This is a genomic window from Streptomyces sp. NBC_00490 (genome assembly GCF_036013645.1).
GTDB classification, from domain to species: domain Bacteria; phylum Actinomycetota; class Actinomycetes; order Streptomycetales; family Streptomycetaceae; genus Streptomyces; species Streptomyces canus_F.
Genome location: NZ_CP107869.1, coordinates 4,668,929 through 4,686,490, shown reverse-complemented (window position 1 = coordinate 4,686,490; position 17,562 = coordinate 4,668,929). Strand labels below are relative to the sequence as shown.

Annotated in this window: 16 protein-coding genes; 8 read left to right on the top strand and 8 right to left on the bottom strand. The window is 71.6% G+C overall.

The features are described 5' to 3' along the window. Positions 1 to 129: 129 nt before the first annotated feature. Entirely contained in the window at positions 130 to 3,459 is a 3,330-nt protein-coding gene (locus OG381_RS21050) for a S41 family peptidase (RefSeq protein ID WP_327717611.1), read from the bottom strand. 164 nt (positions 3,460 to 3,623) lie between these two features. Between OG381_RS21050 and OG381_RS21045 the strand changes: the two genes are divergently transcribed. From OG381_RS21045 to OG381_RS21015, 7 genes are all read left to right on the top strand, one after another. Continuing rightward, the gene (locus tag OG381_RS21045) at positions 3,624 to 4,223 is read left to right on the top strand and encodes a TetR/AcrR family transcriptional regulator (protein WP_327717610.1); all 600 of its coding nucleotides are present in this window, start codon (positions 3,624 to 3,626) and stop codon (positions 4,221 to 4,223) included. Between the two features lie 124 nt (positions 4,224 to 4,347). Beyond that, positions 4,348 to 6,570: an MMPL family transporter gene (locus OG381_RS21040; protein WP_327717609.1), complete on the top strand. Its 2,223-nt coding sequence runs from the start codon at positions 4,348 to 4,350 to the stop codon at positions 6,568 to 6,570. An 82-nt stretch (positions 6,571 to 6,652) separates the two neighbouring features. After that, the gene (locus OG381_RS21035; RefSeq protein WP_327717608.1) at positions 6,653 to 7,228 is read left to right on the top strand and encodes a cysteine hydrolase family protein; all 576 of its coding nucleotides are present in this window, start codon (positions 6,653 to 6,655) and stop codon (positions 7,226 to 7,228) included. Between the two features lie 61 nt (positions 7,229 to 7,289). After that, positions 7,290 to 7,796 carry a YbaK/EbsC family protein gene (locus OG381_RS21030; RefSeq protein ID WP_327717607.1) on the top strand — a complete coding sequence of 169 codons (507 nt, stop codon included), beginning with the start codon at positions 7,290 to 7,292 and terminating at the stop codon, positions 7,794 to 7,796. After that, the gene (locus OG381_RS21025) at positions 7,793 to 8,638 is read left to right on the top strand and encodes a DMT family transporter (RefSeq protein ID WP_327717606.1); all 846 of its coding nucleotides are present in this window, start codon (positions 7,793 to 7,795) and stop codon (positions 8,636 to 8,638) included. Before OG381_RS21030 ends, OG381_RS21025 begins: the two co-directional genes overlap by 4 nt. 72 nt (positions 8,639 to 8,710) lie before the next feature. Further along, positions 8,711 to 10,180, top strand: a complete 1,470-nt coding sequence (locus tag OG381_RS21020; protein WP_327717605.1) for a toll/interleukin-1 receptor domain-containing protein — start codon at positions 8,711 to 8,713, stop codon at positions 10,178 to 10,180. A 55-nt stretch (positions 10,181 to 10,235) separates the two neighbouring features. Then, the gene (locus tag OG381_RS21015) at positions 10,236 to 10,511 is read left to right on the top strand and encodes a DUF1876 domain-containing protein (RefSeq protein ID WP_327717604.1); all 276 of its coding nucleotides are present in this window, start codon (positions 10,236 to 10,238) and stop codon (positions 10,509 to 10,511) included. A 6-nt stretch (positions 10,512 to 10,517) separates the two neighbouring features. On the opposite strand, the gene OG381_RS21010 is transcribed toward OG381_RS21015, so the two are convergent. The 6 genes from OG381_RS21010 to OG381_RS20985 form a co-directional block, all read right to left on the bottom strand. Beyond that, on the bottom strand, positions 10,518 to 11,681 hold the full coding sequence (locus tag OG381_RS21010) for a serine hydrolase domain-containing protein (RefSeq protein WP_327717603.1): 1,164 nt from the start codon (positions 11,679 to 11,681) through the stop codon (positions 10,518 to 10,520). Positions 11,682 to 11,728: 47 nt separating this feature from the next. Further along, positions 11,729 to 12,175, bottom strand: coding sequence for an organic hydroperoxide resistance protein (locus tag OG381_RS21005; protein ID WP_327717602.1), 447 nt, complete (start codon positions 12,173 to 12,175; stop codon positions 11,729 to 11,731). Between the two features lie 107 nt (positions 12,176 to 12,282). After that, complete coding sequence (locus tag OG381_RS21000) at positions 12,283 to 12,750, bottom strand: MarR family winged helix-turn-helix transcriptional regulator (RefSeq protein ID WP_327717601.1); 468 nt, start codon at positions 12,748 to 12,750, stop codon at positions 12,283 to 12,285. 10 nt (positions 12,751 to 12,760) lie between these two features. Continuing rightward, on the bottom strand, positions 12,761 to 13,528 hold the full coding sequence (locus OG381_RS20995; RefSeq protein WP_327717600.1) for an energy-coupling factor ABC transporter ATP-binding protein: 768 nt from the start codon (positions 13,526 to 13,528) through the stop codon (positions 12,761 to 12,763). Further along, positions 13,516 to 14,277: a cobalt ECF transporter T component CbiQ gene (gene cbiQ, locus OG381_RS20990; protein ID WP_327717599.1), complete on the bottom strand. Its 762-nt coding sequence runs from the start codon at positions 14,275 to 14,277 to the stop codon at positions 13,516 to 13,518. Before cbiQ ends, OG381_RS20995 begins: the two co-directional genes overlap by 13 nt. A 1-nt stretch (position 14,278) precedes the next feature. After that, entirely contained in the window at positions 14,279 to 15,334 is a 1,056-nt protein-coding gene (locus OG381_RS20985; RefSeq protein WP_327717598.1) for an energy-coupling factor ABC transporter permease, read from the bottom strand. A 167-nt stretch (positions 15,335 to 15,501) separates the two neighbouring features. On the opposite strand from OG381_RS20985, the gene OG381_RS20980 reads away from it, so the two are divergent. Beyond that, positions 15,502 to 15,852, top strand: coding sequence for an SsgA family sporulation/cell division regulator (locus tag OG381_RS20980; RefSeq protein ID WP_327717597.1), 351 nt, complete (start codon positions 15,502 to 15,504; stop codon positions 15,850 to 15,852). On the opposite strand, the gene OG381_RS20975 is transcribed toward OG381_RS20980, so the two are convergent. Beyond that, complete coding sequence (locus OG381_RS20975; protein ID WP_327717596.1) at positions 15,849 to 17,519, bottom strand: penicillin-binding transpeptidase domain-containing protein; 1,671 nt, start codon at positions 17,517 to 17,519, stop codon at positions 15,849 to 15,851. The two genes, OG381_RS20980 and OG381_RS20975, sit on opposite strands and share 4 nt — an antisense overlap. Positions 17,520 to 17,562: the final 43 nt, after the last annotated feature.

Genomic DNA, 17,562 nt, shown 5'->3' with positions numbered 1-17,562 from the left:
CCCACGTTCGCGTTGCCGGTTTTTGAGGTGCGTTGTCGGGTGCGGGCCGGTGGGGGTTGGTCGCGCCCACGTGGCGGAGCCGCAAATTGATACAGCCCCGCGCCCCTAGGTGGGTTCACCCAGCGCTTCTCAAGACCTTGGCGGGAGTTTCGGCCTTGATCGGTTCGGTACGTTCGTGTAGTCCGGGGGGGTTGCCGGGGGTGTTGTCGTCAGTAGGTCTACCGCCAGCTTCACCGCGTCGTCGAGCTGTGCGTGTCTGCCCTCCGCCCAGTCCAACGGGGTTCGTAGGACCTCCAAGTCCGGTGTGACGCCCCGGTTTTCGATCGTCCAGCCGTACGCGTCGAACCAGGCCGCGTTCATCGGCACTGTGATCACCGTGCCGTCGCCGAGGCTGTGGCGGCCGGTCATGCCGACGACGCCGCCCCAGGTGCGCTGGCCCACCACGGGGCCGAGCTTCAGCAGTTTGAAGGCCGCCGTGATCATGTCGCCGTCGGAGGAGGTCGCCTCGTCGGCGAGGGCGACCACCGGGCCTCTGGGGGCGTTCGAGGCGTACGACACCGGCTGGGCGTTTCTCGTCAGGTCCCAGCCGAGGATCGTGCGGCTGAGTTTCTCCACGACCAGTTCGCTGATGTGGCCGCCCGCGTTGCCGCGTACGTCGACGATGAGGGCGGGGCGGGAGACCTCCAGGCGCAGGTCGCGGTTGAACTGGGCCCAGCCCGAGCCGCCCATGTCGGGGATGTGGAGGTAGCCGCAGCGGCCGCCGCTCAAGTCCCGGACCACTTCACGGCGTTTGGCCACCCAGTCCTGGTAGCGCAGCGGCCTCTCGTCGGTGAGGGGGACCACCGCCACCCGCCTCGCCCGGCCCTCGCCCTCCGCGGAGACAGAGGGGCCCGAAGGGCCTTCCTTGGAAGGGTGGTGGTGGGCGACGGGTCGGGCGAACGTCAGCTCCACCGTCGTACCGCCCGCGCCCGCCAGCAGCGGATAGGGGCCGGTCACCTCGTCCACCGGGCGGCCGTCCACGTGGGTCAGGACCGCGCCCTCGCGGATGCCGGTGCCGGCCAGCGGGGAGCGGGCCTTGGAGTCGGAGGAGTCGCCGGGGAGGATGCGCTTCACCGTCCAGCCGGCTTCCCGGCGTACGAAGTTGGCGCCCAGGAGGCCTTGGCGGCGCTGGTAGTGGGGCGGGCCCTCGTTGCGGCGGGCCGCCGTCACATAGGCGTGGGAGGTGCCCAGCTCGCCGAGGACCTCGCGGAGCAGATCCGCGAACTCGTCCGGGGTCGCGACCCGTTCGACCAGGGGACGGTACTGCGCCAGCACCTCGTCCCAGTCGATCCCGCACATCTCCGGCTCCCAGAAGTACGCGCGGATCAGCCGGCCGGCCTCCTCGTACGACTGGCGCCACTCCGCCCCCGGGTCGACCTCGTGCAGGATGCGGCGGGCGTCGATCCAGACGGTGGAGTCGCTGTCGCCGGACTCGGTGGCGGGCACCGCGCGCAGCTCGCCCTCGTCGACGACGACCAGCCGGGAGCCGTCGCCGCTCACCGCGAACCAGTCGAGGTGCTCGATCAGTTCGGACTTCTTCGCCTTGGTGATGTTGAAGTACTCGAGGGTGGGGCGGCCGGTCGTGTCGTCGGGGTTCGCGAACGTCTCGCCGAGCGCCCCCGAGATCGGCCAGCGCAGCCAGACCAGTCCGCCGCCCGCCACCGGGTACAGCGCCGAGTACTTGGAGGCGGTGACCGGGAAGGGGGTCACGCGGCTCTCCAGGCCCTCCACCTCGACCGTGACCGTGCTGCCGTCGTCCGGTTCGTCCTCCGCAGGGTCCAGGCCGCCCGCAGCCGGGCGGCCCTCGGGGGTCAGGGCGAACGGGGAGGGGGTCGCCGAGGACAGGGGGACCAGGTACGGGCGGCAGCCGAGCGGGAAGGACAGGTCCCCGGTGTGGACGTCGTAGACCGGGTCGAAGCCTCGCCAGGAGAGGAAGGCCAGATAGCGGCCGTCCCTCGTGAACACCGGGTTCTCGTCCTCGAAGCGGCCGTTGGTGACGTCGACGATCAGGGGGGCCGCCCCCGCCTTCGGGGCGATGCGGGCCATCTTGATCTGGCGCAGCGATCTGCCGATGCCCGGGTGGGACCACGTCAGCCATGCCCCGTCCGGGGAGAAGGCGAGGTCGCGGACCGGGCCGTTGAGCGAGTGGATCAGTTCGGTGACCTCGCCGCCCGAGTCCTCGGTGCCCGACTCCTCCGCGTCGTCGGAGACGGTGATGAGGAGGAGGCGGCCGTCGTGGGAGGCGATGGCCAGGCGCTCGCCCTGGGGGTCGGCGACCAGCTCCAGGACCCGGCCGAGCGCGCCCGAGGCCAGCCGCCGGGGGGCGCGGTCGCCCGTCGCCCGGGGGAGGTAGGCGATCTCGACCGCGTCCTCGCCCTCGGCGTCCGTCACATAGGCGACCTGGCCGCCCGAGCCGAGCATCTCCGGGAGCCGGACCCGTACGCCCGGAGTGTCGGTGATGGTGCGGGCGGGACCGTCGCGGTGGGTCAGCCAGTACAGGCTGCCGCGGACGACGACGGCACTCGCGCGGCCGGTCTCGTCGATCGAGACGCCGTCCACGTGCTGGGCGGCCGGCACCTGGTACGGACGCCGTCCGGTGCGGGGCCCGCTCAGTCGTACGTCGAGTCTCCGCGGCTCGCCGGCGAGGTCGTCGACGATCCACAGGTCGCCCGCGCACTGGTACACCACCCGGGTGCCGTCGCTCGCCGCGTGCCGGGCGTAGAAGGCGTCGTGGTCGGTGTGGCGGCGCAGGTCGGAGCCGTCGTGGGCGCAGGAGTAGAGGTTGCCGACGCCCTCGTGGTCGGAGAGGAAGGCGATGCGGCCGCCGACGAACATGGGGGAGTGGAGGTGGCCCTCCAGGCCTTCGAGGAGGCGGTGGCCGTGCAGCCAGAGCCGTCCGGTGGCCCCGCCCCGGTAGCGCTTCCAGGCGGCCGGCTCGTGCGGCGGGGTGCCGGTGAGCAGGAGGGTTCTGCGCTCCCCCTCGAGGTCGGCGACCTGGAGGTCGGAGACCGGGCCCCAGGGCAGCTTGCGGCCGGGGTCGCCGTCGGTGGGGACCTTGTAGGCCCAGGTGAAGTAGGAGAAGGGCTCGCCGTGGGAGGCGACGGCCAGGATCTGGGCGCCTCCGTTGCTTTCGGGCGGTGTCCAGCCGCAGACCTGGGTGTCCGCCGAGCCCCAGTACGTCAGCTGTCTGCCCGGGCCGCCCTCCACGTCCACCAGATGGATCTCCGGGACCAGGCTCCGCCAGCTCGTGTAGGCGAGGTGGCGGCCGTCGGGTGAGAAACGGGGGTGGCCCACCTTGGTGCGGTCGGCGGTGAGACGCCAGGCGCGTCCCTTCCCGTCGAGAGGGGCCAGCCACAGGTCGTCCTCGGCCACGAAACACAGGAGGTCGCCGCTCAGATGCGGCAGGCGCAGATAGCTCACCTCCCCATGCTTTTCCGGGGGATGGACCGGAGCAACTTATGAAAAATGGTCGAGACCCGATCCGCCGTGAGCCATGACACGTACGAAACGGTTTCGTTTCGAACGAGGATGCGCTACATTCGGCATGTACGAAACCGTGTCGTTCGGAGTGGAAGGCGGGAATCATGACTGAGATCGCGACGGCGCGTCGCAGTCGGATCACCCCGGAGCGTGAGGCCGAGCTGTACACGGCCGTGCTCGAACTGCTCCGCGAAGTCGGCTACGACGCCCTCACCATGGACGCCGTGGCGGCCCGCACCAAGTCCAGCAAGGCGACGCTCTACCGGCAGTGGGGCGGCAAGCCCGAGCTGGTGGTGAAGGCCATGCGCAGCCAGAAGCCGGGCGGCACCGCCGACGTCGACACCGGGAGCCTGCGGGGTGACCTCATCACCCTCGTCTCCCGCGAGGACGACTGCACGATGGAGCGGAACTCCGACCTGATGCGGGCCCTGGCCATGGCCGTGCACGGAAATCCGGATCTGATGCAGGCCTTCAGGGAACTGCTCGTCGAACCCGAGATGGGCGAGTTCAAGAAGGTCATGCAGCGCTCGGTCGACCGCGGCGAGGTCCGCGCCGACTGCCCGGCGCTGGACTACATCGTCCACATGCTGGTCGGAGCGTTCGCGACCCGCACGATGATCGACCAGCTGCCGCCCACCCAGGCCTTCCTCACCTCGTACATCGACGCCGTGGTCCTCCCTGCCCTCGGCGTACCCACCCCCTGAGTCCCTCCCCGTAGCCAGCACCTGACGTCACCGCTCAAGTCGTCGGGACGATCACCCATGTCCCCACCGGGTCGATCACCCCTTCCCTGCACCGCCCCAACGACCTGACCGGGAGTACGCCCACGTGGCCACGTTCCTCTACAAACTCGGCCGGCTCGCCTTCCGGCGACGGCATTTCGTCGCCCTGATATGGGTCGCCCTGCTGACGCTCGCGGGCGTCGGCGCGGCCAGCGCCCCCAGTGCCGGGTCCACCTCCTTCTCCATACCGGGGACCGAGGCCCAGAAGGCCTTCGACCTGCTGGAACAGCGCTTCCCCGGCGCCAGCGCCGACGGCGGCACCGGACGCATCGTCTTCAAGGCGCCCGAGGGCGAGAAGATGACGGACGCCGCCAACAAGGCGACCGTCGCCAAGACCGTCGAGGAACTGCGCGACGGCTCCGAGGTCGTCTCCGTCACCGACCCGTACACGACCAACGCCGTGAGCAAGGACGGCACGGTCGCCTACACGTCGGTCAAGTACGAGGCCCCCGGCATGGAGCTGGCGGACTCGACCAGGGAGGCCCTGGAGAAGGCCGGGGACGAGGCCCGCGCCGCCGGACTGACCGTCGACATCGGCGGCGACGCGCTGCAGGCCGCGGCCGAGCCGGGAGCGGCCGGTGAGATCGTCGGCATCGCCCTCGCCGCGGTCGTCCTCGTCATCACGCTGGGCTCGCTGGTGGCGGCCGGACTGCCGCTGTTGACGGCGATCATCGGGGTCGGCATCGGTGTCTCCACCATCACCGCCCTCGCCAACGCGCTCGACCTCGGCGACACCACCTCCACGCTCGCGCTGATGATCGGCCTCGCCGTCGGCATCGACTACGCGCTGTTCATCGTCTCCCGCTACCGCGGCGAACTGGCCGAGGGCCGCGACCGCGAGGAAGCCGCCGGACGGGCCACCGGCACCGCCGGCTCGGCCGTGGTCTTCGCGGGACTCACCGTCGTGATCGCCCTGGCGGGCCTCTCGGTCGTGGGGGTCCCGATGCTCACCAAGATGGGCCTCGCGGCCGCCGGCACGGTCGTGGTCGCCGTCCTCATCGCGCTCACCATGGTCCCGGCGCTGCTCGGATACGCGGGCCGCAAGGTCCGTCCGGCGGGCGAGAAGCGCAAGGCCGACAAGGCAAAGACGGCTCCTGAGGGGCAGACCAAGCCCGCGCTCGGCGTCCGCTGGGCGAGCTTCGTCATCCGCCGCCCGGCCGCCGTGCTGCTGCTCGGTGTGCTCGGCCTCGGCGCGATCGCCGTCCCGGCCACCCAGCTGGAACTGGGCCTGCCCGACGACGGCTCCCAGCCGACCTCCACGACCCAGCGCCGCGCCTACGACCTGCTGTCGGAGGGCTTCGGCCCCGGCTTCAACGGCCCGCTGATGGTCGTGTACGACGCCGCGGGCAGCGCCGACCCCAAGGACGACGCCGCCGCGCTGACCGACAGGATCAAGGGCCTCGACGACGTCGTGACGGTGACCCCGGCGCAGTTCAACAAGGCCGGCGACACCGCGACGATCACCGTCATCCCGGACTCCAAGCCGTCCTCGGTCCAGACCGAGGACCTGGTGCACGCCATCCGTGCCGAGGGCGCCGATGTCAAGGCCGACACGGGCGCGAACGTCCTGGTCACCGGCACGACCGCGATGAACATCGACTTCTCGCAGAAGCTCACCGACGCCCTGGTCCCCTACCTGGCCCTGGTGGTCGGCTTGGCGTTCCTCCTCCTGATCGTGGTCTTCCGCTCGATCCTGGTCCCGCTGAAGGCGGCCCTCGGCTTCCTGCTCAGCGTGCTCGCCGCGCTCGGCGCCGTCGTCGCGGTCTTCCAGTGGGGCTGGCTGAGCGGCCTGATCGGTGTCGAGGAGACCGGGCCGATCATGTCGATGATGCCGATCTTCATGGTCGGCGTGGTCTTCGGTCTCGCGATGGACTACGAGGTGTTCCTCGTGACCCGGATGCGGGAGGCCTACGTCCACGGCGAGAGCCCGAGCCAGGCCATCGTGACCGGCTTCCGGCACAGCTCCCGGGTCGTGGTCGCCGCAGCGATCATCATGATGGCCGTCTTCGGCGGCTTCATCAGCTCCAGCGAGTCGATGATCAAGATGATCGGGTTCGGCCTCGCGATCGCCGTCTTCTTCGACGCGTTCGTGGTCCGCATGGCGATCGTCCCGGCGGTGCTCGCGCTGCTCGGCAAGAAGGCCTGGTGGCTGCCGAAGTGGCTGGACCGCGCCCTGCCCAACGTGGACGTCGAGGGCGAGGGGCTGCGCGCCCTGGACGACGGCAAGGGCGACAAGAAGGACGAGGACCGGGAGCTCGTACAGGTCTGACCCGACCCCTGATCCGAAGCCGTGGTGCGCTCCCCGCACCACGGCTTCGGCGTTGTCAGTGCCCGGGGCTAGCCTGACGAGCATGACCACACTGCCTGATCGCTCCCGTACGGCACTGCTCGTCATCGACGTCCAGAACGGCGTCGTCGCCGGGGCCCACCGGCGAGACGAGGTCGTCGCCAACATCGCCGCCCTCGTGGACCGGGCCCGCGCCGAGGCGATACCGGTCGTCTGGGTCCAGCACTCCGACGAGGACCTGCCCCGGGGCAGCGAGGACTGGAAGTACGTCGCGGAGCTGTCCCGCCGCGACTCCGAGCCGCTCGTCCACAAGAACTACGGCGACTCCTTCGAGGGCACCGACCTGGAGGAGGTCCTCGCCGGCGCCGGCGTCGGACGCCTCGTCGTCAGCGGCGCGGAGAGCGACGCCTGCATCCGCTCCACGATCCACGGGGCGTTCACCCGCGGTTACGACGTGACGCTGGTCGGCGACGCCCACACCGCCGGCGACAAGAGCGCGTGGGGCGCCCCGCCGCCGGAGCAGGTCATCGCCCACACGAACCTGTACTGGCGCTGGCAGGCGGCCCCGGGGCGCACGGCCGGGGTGGCGGAGACGAAGGCGGTGACGTTCGAGGGGCCCGTACCGGCGGACAGGGCCTGAGCCGCACCCGGGCCGGGAACTGGGTCGCCTGCCCTCCGCACCGGCCGCTAGCGTGCCGTGCATGACGACCACCGACGCCCCGGACTCCGGAGCCCACCCCCTGTTCGCCGCGGCCCTCGACACCCTCGGCCTCGGTGAGCTGCATGCCGAGATCCGCCGCTTCCCGGACGCCACCCGTACCGCCGCCGAGGCGGCCGCGGCGATCGGCTGCGAGCTGAGCCAGATCTGCAAGTCGCTGATCTTCGCGGCGGACGGAGTGCCGGTCCTGGTGCTCATGGACGGCGCGTCCCGGGTGGACGTGGAGCGGGTGCGGCAGGAGATCGGCGCCGCAAAGGTGACGCGGGCCAAGGCGGACGTCGTACGGGAGACGACCGGGTACGCCATCGGCGGGGTGCCGCCCTTCGGGCACCGGACCAGGACCCGGGTCCTCGCGGACCGTTCGCTGCTCGACCACGCCGTCGTGTGGGCGGCGGCCGGCACCCCGTACACCGTCTTCCCCATGGAACCCAAGACACTGATCGCCCACGCGGGCGCCACACTGGTGGACGTCCGCGAGCAGACCCCGTGACCCCACTGGTCACCACGGCCGTCCTGCTCGCCGCGGTCACCCACGCCAGCTGGAACGCCATCGCGCACAAGATCACCGACAAGCTGGTCGGGTTCACGCTCATCGCGGGCGGCGGGATGCTGATCGGGCTGGCGATGGTGCCGTTCGCGGCGTTCCCGGCGGCCGGGGCGTGGCCGTATCTGCTCTCCTCGGCGTGCATCCACATCGCGTACTACGCGCTGCTGATGAAGTCCTTCCGGCTGGGCGACTTCGGCCAGGCGTACCCGATCGCGCGCGGCACCGCGCCGCTCGTGGTCACCGTGCTCGCCGCGGTGTTCGCGCACGAGGTGCCGGACGGCTGGGCGGCGGCCGGTATCGCGGTGTCCTGTGCCGGGCTGACCGGCGTGGCCCTGTGGGGGCTTCGCGGGAACCGGCCGAACTGGGCCGCGATCGGGGCGGCGCTGGCGACCGGGCTGGCCATCGCGGCGTACACCGTCGTCGACGGACTCGGCGTGCGCGCCTCCGGGTCCTCGCTCGGGTACATCGCCTGGCTGATGGCGGTGCAGGGCCTGGTGCTCCCGGCGTACGCGGCCCACCGCTGGCGCGGTCAACTGGTGCCCACGCTCCGGCCGTTCGCGGTCCTGGGGCTCGTGGGCGCCGCCCTCTCGGTCGCCGCGTACGGGCTGGTCCTGTGGGCCCAGACCAAGGCGGAACTGGCCCCCATCGCGGCCCTGCGCGAGTCGTCCATCATCGTGGGCGCGGCGATCGGGGCGGTGTTCTTCAAGGAGCGGTTCGGGATGCCGCGGATCGCCGCGGCGGGGCTGCTGGTGGTGGGGATCGGGCTGATGCTGCACTCCGGCTAGGCCGACAGGGCCTGGGGCCCGTACGGGTGAACCGGGCACGGACGCGGCGGTTTCTCTGGTAGCAACGGCCCCATGGGCGGCGTATTCATCAACTACCGCAGAGGCGACCACTCGGAGACGGTGGAACACCTCTACGCGGAACTCGACCGGCACTTCGGCAGGGGCCAGGTCTTCCTGGACCGGCCGTCCATCGTGCCGGGGCAGCGCTTCTCGGACACGCTGCGGGCGCGCGTCGACGACTGCGAGGTGCTGCTCGCCGTGATCCACCCGGGGTGGGCGGACGTCCGGGACGTGTCCGGGGCGCGGCGGCTGGACGACGCGGAGGACTGGGTCCGCCGGGAGATCGAGCAGGCCCTGGCGAGCGGCAAGGTGCTGATCCCGGTGTTCCTGGACGGGGTCACCGCGCCGCGGCCCGCGGAGCTGCCGCCCTCGATCCGTGAACTCGTCGGCCGCAACGGCCAGCCGCTGCGCCGCACACATCGGGCCTCGGACCTCGCGGAACTGATCGCCGTGCTGGAAGGGCTGGTGCGCCCGGACTGGCGGCCCGTCCCGGCGCCCGAGGAGCGCGGGAGGCGCCCCGGACGGTGGCTCGGCGTTCTGACCGCGCTGCTCGCCTGCGCGGTGCTGGCCGGGGTGCCCGCCCTGCCGCAGGACGACAGCTGGGCCGGCACCGACGTCCTGCCGTACACCCTGAGCGCCGCCCTGATGTCCACGGTCCTGCTGTGCGCGCCGTTCGTCGCGGTCGCCGCCGCCCGGCTGGTCCGGCGGTCCGTCGACGACCTGGAGCGCGAGCTGCACGCGGTCCGGCACCGGACGTACATCCGGCACACCTGGCCCATCGGCCTGGGGATCGTCCTGCTCGGCGGGTACGGGGCGGTGCGCGGCGACCAGGGCATGGCGGTGGCCCTTCCGCTGCTGCTGGTCCTCGGGGTCGCCGTCGCCCGCGCGGCCGTCACCCACCTGCGCCTCAGGAAGCGGGACGACGACCTGTGGGCGCGCTGGCCCCACCGGCTGCCCGACCGGGTGCACCGGGCCGCACTGCGCCGGGCGGTGGCCCGGCTCCATGTCCGCCTGGACGGGATGACGGCCCCGCTCTCGCGCGAACAGCGGGAGAAGGCGGCCTGGGAGCTCGACGACATCGCCGGCGCGGTGCGGCGCACGGAGCGCGAGGCGGGGCGGACGCGTCGCGCGTGGCTGAGCCAGGACCATCCCTGGCTGTTCGCCGGCTACGTCCTCTGGCTGGCGCTCACGGCCGCGCTGTTCGTGGCGTCGGGGCTCGCCTACACCGCCGCGGGCGAGGGGACGGTCCGCCGGTACGTGGTGATGGGGGTCGCCGTCCTGACCGGCGCCGCGCTGGCGCTGGGCACGCTGGAGACCGCCCACCGCCACCAGCGGCGCCGACGCCGTGAACTGGCCCGACAGGTCACCGGCTTCCGGGAGGGCCTGCTGCGACGGGTCGCCGAGCTGAGCCTGCCCCCGCACACCAAGCCGACCGCCCCCGCCCGCCGGCCCGAGGAGTACGCCGAACCCGACGGGAACTAGGCGCGGGCACCCCGCGAGGAGCACTCTGGAAGGAGTTCTTCCGGAGGTGATCGTCATGATGCACACCACTGTGGGATGGCACGTCGAGATGGAGTTCCAGGAGGACGACGACCGCACGAGGGCGGTCGCGATGGTGCGCCTGCCCGACGGCTCCGAGGTACGGGCCCACGGACAGGCCAGCCGCCACCGCACCGACTCCAACCAGCCGAGGGTGGGGGAGGAGATCGCGGGCGCCCGCGCGCTCAACGACCTCGCGATGCAGATGCTGGCCAAGGCGCACGGGGAGATCGACGCGGCGTCCGGACGGACGTCGCACCCGATCCACGTCTAGCCGCGCCTACAGAGCGGCACGCACCGCCCGCACCAGCGCCTGCGCCCGCGGGTCCGCCGTCACCGTCTTGCGCAGGCCGTTGGTCACATAGCCGAACGCGATGCCCGTCTCCGGATCGGCGAAGCCGAGGGCGCCGCCGCGGCCCGGGTGCCCGAAGGAGCCGGGGCCGAGGAACGGCGAGGCGCTGCCGTGCAGCATGTAGCCGAGACCGAAACGGGTGCTGATCACCAGCACCCGGTCCGGTCCGGCGGACTCCTCCGCGCGGGCCAGTGCGACGGTCTCCGGCGTGAACAGCCGTACGCCGTCGACCTCGCCGATCAGCGCGGCGTAGAAGCGGGCCAGCCCGTCCGCCGTCGCGATGCCGTTCGTCGCGGGCAGCGCGCTCGCGCGGTACGCCGGGTCGTTCTGGTCCGGGAAGGGGGTGATCGCGCCGAACGCGCGGTTGGTGAGGGAGTCCGGGTCGGCGTAGGCCTCGGTGACCGAACGCTTGGGGCGGGCGCGCAGGGCGTTCGCGGGCTCGGGCGTCTCGACGCGGCCGACCCGCCCCGTCCGGTACGCCTCCGCCTCGGGCAGCCCCAGCCACAGCTCCGCCCCCAGCGGCCCGGCGATCTCTGTCGCGATCCACTCCCCGGTGCCGCGTCCCGTCACGCGCCGCACGAGCTCGTCCAGCAGCCAGCCGTACGTCAGCGCGTGATACCCGTGGTCCGTGCCGGGCTCCCAGGCGGGCGCCTGGGCCGCGACCGCCTCCGGCCCCCTGCGCGGGTCCAGGGCCTCCTCGGGGGTGAGCGGACGGTCCAGCACCGGCAGTCCGGCCCGATGGTTCAGCACATGCCGGACCAGCAGCCGCTCCTTGCCGTACGCCTTGAACTCCGGCCAGTACGCGGCCACCGGGGCGTCCAGGTCCAGCTGTCCGCGCTGGGCGAGGAGCAGGGGTACGGCGGCGGCGACGCCCTTGGTCGCCGAGCGCACGATCTGCGCGGTGCCGCGCTGCCAGGGCTCGCCGTCGGCGGCGTCGTCGAGGTTCTTGGTGCCGGCCCACAGGTCGACGACCTTGCGCCCGTCCCGGTACACGGCGATGGCCGCGCCCCGGTCGCCGAGCGTCTCGAAGTTCCTGACGAACGCGTCCCTGACCGGCTCGAACCCCTCGGCGACCGTGCCGTTCACATCCACGTCCGTGCGCCCCGCTCTCGCTGTTCCCGCTGCTCCGTGCTTCCCCTCTACCCAAGCAGGACGGTCACGTCGATGTTCCCGCGGGTCGCGTTGGAGTACGGGCAGACCTCGTGGGCGGCGTCCACCAGCTTGGTGGCGACGTCCTGGTCGAGGACGGGGAGCGAGACGCTGAGGGCGACCGCCAGGCCGTAGCCGCGCTGTGCGTTGGGGCCGATGCCGACCTTCGCGGCGACCGTGGAGCCGGTCAGGTCGAAGCCGAAGCGGCGGCCCACCAGCACCAGCGCGTTGTGGAAGCAGGAGCTGTAACCCGCCGCGAACAACTGCTCCGGGTTCGTGCCGTTGCCGTCGCCGCCCATCTGCGGCGGCATCGCGACCTTCAGCTCGATCTGGCCGTCCTGGCTGGTGACATAGCCGTCCCGGCCGCCGTGCGCGGTGGCCTCGGCGACGTACATGATCTTCGTCGGACGGGTGTCGACGGCGGTGTCCTCACTCATGACTGGCTCCCCCCAGAACAGGTGCGCACAAATACATCGTGCACAAGGTACCGACCAGTAGGCAGGGGTCGGAGAACCAGGGGGTGGCAACCGTGGGTAACAGGAGTTCAGAGGGGGCGCTCAGCCGCGGCCCGCGCCCGGCGGGTGAGCTCCCACAACTCCTCGCGCAACCGCACGACCTCCGCGCCGCCCAGCCCGGTCGCCGATTGCAGCGCGCCCGGCACACGGGCCGCGCGCTCGCGCAGTTCCTCCCCGCGCCCCGTGCACGCGACCAGCACCGAGCGCTCGTCGTGGGCCGCTCGCTCCCGGCGCACCACCCCCGCGCTCTCCAGCCGCTTGAGCAGCGGCGACACCGTGCCGTAGTCGAGCCGCAGCGCCTCCGCGAGATCCTTCACCGTCGTCTCGCCGCGCTCCCAGAGCACCAGCAGGACGAGGTACTGCGGATAGGTGAGACCGAGCTCCTCCAGCAGCGGCCGGTACGCGGCCGTCACCGCGCGCTGGGCGGCGTACAGCGCGAAGCACAGCTGCTCGTCCAGGAGCAGCGAGCCCTCACCGGCGTGGTCCTCGTTCGTCACGCGCCCATTGTCACGGACGCCCGGCCGCACCGGACACCGAACGCGGATCGAAGCCGTAGGGCAGCTCCAGACGGTGGGCGTGCATCAGGTCGTCGTCGCACAGCAGCTCGGCGGTTTTGCCGTCGGCGGCGATGACGCCCTCGCTGAGGACGAGGGAGCGTGGGCAGAGCTCCAGGGCGTACGGCAGGTCGTGCGTGACCATGAGGACCGTGACGTCCAGGGAGCGCAGGATGTCGGCGAGTTCGCGGCGGGAGGCGGGGTCGAGGTTGGAGGACGGCTCGTCGAGGACGAGGATCTCCGGCTCCATGGCGAGCACGGTCGCGACCGCCACCCGGCGCCGCTGCCCGAAGGAGAGGTGGTGCGGCGGCCGGTCCTTGAACTCGGCCATGCCGACCTGCGCGAGCGCACGGTCGACCCGCGCCTGGAGTTCCGCGCCCTTCACACCCGCCGCGGCCGGACCGAACGCCACGTCCTCCCGGACCGACGGCATGAACAACTGGTCGTCCGGGTCCTGGAAGACGATGCCGACCTTGCGCCGGATCTCCGCCATGTGCTCCTTGCCGACGGGCAGCCCGGCGACCTTCACCGTGCCCGTGCCGCCGGACAGGATGCCGTTGAGGTGCAGCACGAGGGTCGTCTTGCCGGCGCCGTTCGGGCCGAGCAGCGCGACGCGTTCGCCGCGCGCGACGCAGAGGTCCACGCCGAACAGGGCCTGGTGGCCGTCGGGGTAGGCGTAGGCGAGGCCGGAGACCTCGAGGGAAGCGGTCACAGCGTCCATCCCAGCAGACATACGACAAGGGCGGCGGAGGGGAGCGCGAACGCGTACGTCCACTGCGCCCGGGAGGCGGTCACCTCGTCGATGACCGGCATGGAACCGGCGTACCCACGGCTGACCATGGCGAGGTGGACGCGCTCGCCGCGTTCGTAGGAGCGGATGAAGAGGGCGCCGGCCGACTTCGCGAGGACGCCCCAGTGGCGCACGCCGGACGCCTCGAACCCCCGTGACTCCCGGGCGATCCGCATTCGCCGCATCTCGTCCGTGATGACATCGCCGTAGCGGATCATGAAGGACGCGATCTGCACGAGCAGCGGCGGCAGCTTCAACCGCTGCAATCCCAGCAGGAGTTCACGCAGCTCGGTGGTGGAGGCGAGCAGCACGGAGGCGGCGACGCCCAGGGTGCCCTTGGCGAGCACGTTCCAGGCGCCCCACAGCCCGCTGACGCTGAGGGACATCCCCAGCACCTCGACCCGCTCGCCCTCCGCCACGAACGGCAGCAGCACCGCGAACGCGACGAACGGCACCTCGATCAGCAGCCGTTTGAGGACGAACCCGGCCGGCACGCGCGCGACGTACGCGACGACGCCCAGCAGCACGGCGTACAGGCCGAAGGCCCACATCGCCTCCCGCGGTGTCGAGACGACGACCACCACGAAGGCGAACACCGCGGCGAGCTTGGTGTGCGGCGGCAGACCGTGCACGGGCGAGTGCCCGTGCCGGTAGAGCTTGTGCGCGTGTCCGGCCCCCATGTCAGGCGACCGTCGTGCTCACCGGGGAGACGTCCTGCGTACGGCGCCTGCGCACCGCCCAGAAGATCCCGCTGCCCGCGACGACCGTGACACCCACGCCGATCACGCCCGCGAGACCGCCGGAGAGCCGGGCGTCGTCGACGTCCTTGACGCCGTAGTCGGCGAGCGGTGAGTCGGCGGCGGCGTGCTCCTTCGCCTTCGCGTCGATGCCCTTGTCGGCGGCGACCTTCTCCAGGCCGTCGGGGTCGGCGGAGGCGTAGAAGCTGACGACACCGGCGAGGACGAGGGAGGTGGCGAGGCCCGCGAGCCACACCCCGCGGTGCGAGGAGCGGGCGGCGGCCGGGGCGGAGGCGGCCGGAACGGCTGGTACATCGACGAGTTCGCCGTTGACCCGCAGCTTGAGCTTCTGCTGGAGCCCGCGCGCCCCGTACACGAGGTCCGGGCGTACGGCGATCACGGCGCCGACGGTCAGCGCGGTGATCACGGCCTCGCCGATGCCGATCAGCACATGCACGCCGACCATGGCGGTGGCGACCTTGCCGATGGCGACGTCGGTGGTGCCGCCGATCGCGTAGATGAGGGTGAAGGCGAGGGCCGCGGCCGGCACGGACAGCACGGCGGCCACGAAGGAGGCGGCGGTGACGGACCGGCGGGTGCGCGGCAGCACCTTCACCAGGCCGCGGAAGACGGCGTACGCCACGACCGTCGTCACACAGCCCATGACGGTGATGTTCACGCCGAGCGCGGTCAGACCGCCGTCCGCGAAGAGGATGCCCTGCATGAGCAGGACGACGGAGACACAGAGGACCCCGGTGTAGGGGCCGACGAGAATCGCCGCCAGCGCGCCTCCCAGGAGGTGGCCGCTGGTCCCCGCGGCGACGGGGAAGTTCAGCATCTGTACGGCGAAGATGAACGCCGCCACCAGGCCGGCCAGCGGCGCGGTGCGCTCGTCGAGTTCGCGGCGGGCACCGCGCAGTGACACCGCGACAGCCGCGGCGGCGACCGCTCCGGCGGCGGCGGACGTGGGGGCGTCGATAAATCCGTCAGGCACATGCACGCATCGATGATGTGGCTTAATGCGAACGTTTTGCAAGAGCGACCCCCTCGTGCATGGTGCATGTGAGATGTCCTACGCAGGGGGCGAGATCCGAAAAATATGCGACATTGGAGAGGAAGCGGGTGCACAGCTTCCGCACAGGTCACGCAGCGTAAGGGGCCGATCCGATGTCCGTAGTCGAGCAGTACGCGCGAGCCCACATCGTCACGGACGCCGACCTCGCGATCGCGGAACCCGAGGCCGTCCCGGTCGTGCTGCGTTACGACCCCGACACCGATCCGCGCGCGGTACGGGTCGGCCTTCCCGGCCCGCACGAGTGGACCTTCCAGCGCGAACTGCTGGAACGGGGCCTGCGGGCGCCGGTCGAGGCCGGGGACGTCCGGGTGTGGCCGTGCGGCCGGGTGCAGGCCGTGGTGGAGTTCCACTCCGCCCAGGGCGTCTCTGTGGTGCAGTTCGAGTCGAAGGCCCTGCTCAGGTTCCTGCGCCGGACCTACACGGCCACTCCCGTACGGAGTTAGCCCAGCTTCAGCAGCGCCGCCACGATCGGGCCCGCCGTGTCACCGCCGTGCCCGCCCGACTGGACCACGCCGGCCGCCGCCAGGTCGCCGCGGTAGGCCGTGAACCAGCCGTTGGGCTTCTTCTGGCCGTCGACCTCCGCCGAGCCGGTCTTCGCGCCCACGGTGCCGTAGACACCCTGCATCGCCTCGGCCGCCGTGCCGTAGGCCGCCGTGTAGGACATCAGCTCACGCAGCTGCGAGAGCGTGCCCGACGACATCGTGCGCGAGGCCTTCGCCAGCGTCCGCCCGTCCACGTCCGGTGAGACCAGGTAGGGCTGCCTGAAGACGCCCGACTCGACGGTCGCCGACACCGACGCCATGTTCAGCGGGTTCATCCGCACCCCGCCCTGGCCGATCAGCGAGGCCGCCATCTGCGCCTGCGACTGCACCGGCACCGAGCCGTCGAAGGTGGGCACGCCGACCGCCCAGTTGTTCATGGACAGACCGAAGACCTGCTGGGCCTGCTCGGTCAGCGAGTCGTTGTCCAGCTCGGGCGCCTGGCTGATGAAGGCGGTGTTGCAGGAGCGGGCGAAGCTCGCCTTGAAGGTGCCGCCCTTGATCTGGAACTTGTCGTCGTTCTGGAACTTCCAGCCGCCGTACGTGAAGTACTTCGGGCACGGGTGCTTCTTGTCCGCCGACGCGAGGTCCTTCTCGATCAGCAGCGACGAGGTGACGACCTTCATCGTCGAACCCGGGGCGAGCGAGCCCTGGAACGCGACGTTGAAGCCGTGGGAGGCGTTCGCGGCGGCCAGGATCTCCCCGGTCGACGGACGCAGCACCACCACGGACGACTTCGCCTTCTTCGCGACCTGCGCCTCGGCGGCCGCCTGCATGCCCGGGCTGAGCGTGGTCTTCACCGTGCCGGGCGTGCCCTTGCTCAGCGTCAGCAGCGTCTTGTCGGACAGTTCGTCGGCCTTGGACTCCTTGCCGCGCACCACCTGGAGCTCGATGCCCGCCCTGCCGCCGGCCTTCTTGCCGTACTTCTCCCGCAGCCCGTCCAGGACCGAGCCCAGCGACGGGTACTTCTTCTCGGTGATCTCCCCGCCGTCCCGGTCGAGCGCCTTGATCGGCGGGGTCCCGGACTCGCCGGTGACCAGGGTGTCGCCGTCCTTCAGGTCGGGGTGGACGACCGAGGAGTGCCAGTCGACCTGCGGCTTGCCAGTGGCGGTGTCGCGCACCACGGTCAGCGAACTGTCGTACGCCAGCGGCTTGCTGGTGTCCTTGTACGACACCGTCGCCTTGACGGAGAAGGGGACCTTGTCGCCGGTGCGGGCGCCCGGGGTGAGAGTGACGTTCTTGAGGTGGGCGTCCTTGGGGTAGGCGGTGAGCAGCTTCGTGGCCGCCGCGGTGTCGTCCGTGACGGCCGCGGCCCGGGCGACCTGGCCCGACTGCCAGGACGTGAGGAAGGTCCGCGCCGCGGTGTCGACCTCTGTCGCGGACAGCGGGCCGGTCTTGACCTTCGGCTTCTGGTCGGCGACGGCGGAGGTCCGGTCCTCGGCCGCCGCCCCGCCGCCGTACAGCGCGTACACGGCGAAGCCGGCGCCACCGACGACCACGGCGATCATCCCGCCGATCACGGCGGGGCGATGCGTCTTCCGTCGCTCGGCGACGCGCCTTCTCTTGCCCACAGCTCTCTGTCCTCCGCGTTTCCCCAGGGTCCCCGTCGCCCTC